Below are 2,470 nucleotides of genomic sequence, written 5' to 3' on the forward strand. Positions count from 1 at the left end.
CGACCTGGACGCTGGCCACCAATTTCCGTTCCGATCCGGCGCTGGTCGCTGGCGTGAACCGGCTGTTCAGCTTCCGCGACTGGCCGGGCGGTGCTTTCGCACAGCCCGATGCCGCGCACGGCCTGCAGTTCAGCCCGGTGTCCGCCGGCCGTGGCGAGGGCCGTCTGCGCCGGCGCCTGCCGGACGGTTCGCTGGTGACGCCGGCGGCGGTGCAGATCGCGCTGCCGGACGACATCGCCGCCCTGACCACGGGCAAGGCCCGCCGCCTGCTCGCCGAGCAGTGCGCGGAGACCATCCTCGGCTGGCTGCAGGCCGCCGACCGTGGCGAGCTCGGGCTGCTCGCGCCGGACGCCGGCGGTGATGATGCGGGCGGCGCTGCGCTGTGCCCGGTCGGGCCTGGCGACATCGCCGTGCTGGTGCGCAAGGGCTCCGAGGCGCGTGTGCTGCGCCAGGCCCTGCAGGCGCGCGGCATCCCGAGTGTCTACGGTTCGGACCGTGACTCCGTCTATGCCAGCGGCGAGGCCGGGCAGCTGCAGCGCTGGCTGGAGGCCTTCGCCGATCCCGGGCGCGAGGAGCGCCTGCGCCTGGCGCTGGCGACCCCGGCGCTGGGGCGCAGCTGGGGCGAGCTGGCGCGTCTGCGTGCCGACGAGCGCGCCTGGGAGCACGAGGTCGAGGTGCTGCGCGACATGCAGGCGATCTGGCGTGCCAGCGGCGTGCTGGCGGCCGTGCGCCAGTGGCTGTTCCGCCAGCAGGTGCCGGCGCGCCTGCTGCATCCGGACTGCCGCGACGGCGAGCGCGCGCTGACCAACTTCCTGCACCTGGCCGAGCTGCTGCAGGCGGCATCCACCGGTCTGCACGGCGAGCAGGCGCTGATCCGTCATCTTGCCGAGCGCCGCGAAGGCCAGGGCGGGCAGGGCGGCGACGAGGCGCTGGTGCGCCTGGAAAGCGACAGCGCACGCGTGCGCGTGGTGACCCTGCACCAGTCCAAGGGGCTGGAGTATCCGCTGGTCTGCCTGCCGTTCTCGGCGGTACCGGCCCTGCCGCGCAAGGGCGGGCTGCGCCGTTACCACCGCGATGACGGCGCCCTGGTCATGGACCTCGACAGCGACGAAACCTCGGTGGCCAGCCGCCGCGCCGCGCACGAGCAGCTGCAGGAGGACCTGCGCCTGTTCTATGTCGGCGTCACCCGGCCCAGGCATCTGCTCTGGATGGCCCTGCTGCCGGTCGGTGGCAAGCAGGACATCGCCNGGCCTGCAGGTCGAAGCCGTGACGCCGGCGCCGCTGCCGGTCAGCGTCAGCGAAGCCGAGTCGGCCCGTGCCGAGACCTGGCGCGAGCAGCTGCTGTCGGGGCTGGCCGCGCTGCCGCGCGGTGCCGAGATAGGCAGTTTCTGGCACACCCTGCTGGAGGAGGCTGCCGCCGCCGGGTTCGCCCATGATGCCGACAGCCTGCGCCGGCTCGACGACATCATTGCCCGCGAATGCGCGCTGCGCCGCTGGGCGGAACAGGCCCCGGTGCTGCAGCAGGCCCTGCGCGCCTGGCTGCGTCATGACCTCGGGCTGCCGGTGCAGCCGGATGGCCGCCGGCCCGCGCAGGTCGCGCTGGGGGACTTGCGCACCTACCAGGTGGAGCTGGAGTTCTGGCTGTCCAGCCACCGGGTCGACGTGCAGGCGCTGGATCACGCGGTCCGCTGTCACACGCTGGGCGGCCGGCCGCGGCCGGCGCTGCTGCCGGCCCGCCTGGAGGGGCTGTTCAAGGGTTTCATGGACCTCGTGTTCCTGCACGACGGGCGCTATTACATCGCCGACTACAAGTCCAATTTCCTCGGCGATGCCAGTGCCGATGCCGGCCGCTACGCGCCAGACGCCCTCGCTGAAGATGTTGCCCGCCACCGCTACGACCTGCAGTACGCCCTTTATCTGCTGGCCCTGCACCGGCAGCTGCGCGCGCGCTTGCCGGACTACGACTACGACCGGCATGTCGGCGGCGCGGTCTATCTCTATCTGCGCGGTTGGGACGGGCAGGGCGGCGGCGTCCATGCCGAGCGGCCGCCACGCGCGCTGGTCGAGGCGCTCGATGCCCTGTTCGCCGGAGGTGGCCAGTGAGCGCAGCATCCCTGCCCGACAGCCTGCGGCAGGCGGCGGCCGCAGGCCTGCTGCGGCCGCTGGACCTGGCGCTGGCCGCCTGGCTGGCCGAAGCCGAGCCGGGCCTGCCGGAGGTGGTGCTGGCACTGGCGGCTCTGACCAGTCAGCAGCATGGCCAGGGGCACCTGTGTCTGGATCTCGCGCAGCTGCGCGCCGATCCGGCTGCGTTCGGACTTGATGTGCCGGCCGCGGACGGCCTGCGCGCAAGCTGGAGCGACCGCTCGCTGCCCGGTTTGCGCGCCCGCCTCGGCCTCAGTGCGGTGATCGGCGGACCGGCGGCCGGCGCCTCTCCGCTGGTGCTCGACGGCGACCTGCTTTACCTGCGCCG

2 protein-coding genes and 1 pseudogene are annotated in these 2,470 nt (G+C 73.3%); all 3 read left to right on the top strand.

Features of this window, described 5'->3' with window-relative positions; all coding sequences use genetic code 11:
• Positions 1-686 precede the first annotated feature (686 nt).
• Positions 687-1,154: pseudogene (locus tag C5O18_RS11270) on the top strand (hypothetical protein); the annotation flags it as partial.
• Between the two features lie 112 nt (positions 1,155-1,266).
• Positions 1,267-2,103, top strand: a complete 837-nt coding sequence (locus C5O18_RS10930) for a PD-(D/E)XK nuclease family protein (RefSeq protein ID WP_158249314.1) — start codon at positions 1,267-1,269, stop codon at positions 2,101-2,103.
• Positions 2,100-2,470, top strand: a 371-nt coding sequence (locus C5O18_RS08550) for a hypothetical protein (RefSeq protein ID WP_241146799.1), incomplete at its 3' end; no start/stop codon positions are given. The genes C5O18_RS10930 and C5O18_RS08550, both read left to right, overlap by 4 nt.

Origin of the sequence: Amnimonas aquatica (assembly GCF_002943415.1) — a bacterium.
Classification (GTDB): Bacteria; Pseudomonadota; Gammaproteobacteria; order Pseudomonadales; family Moraxellaceae; genus Perlucidibaca; species Perlucidibaca aquatica_A.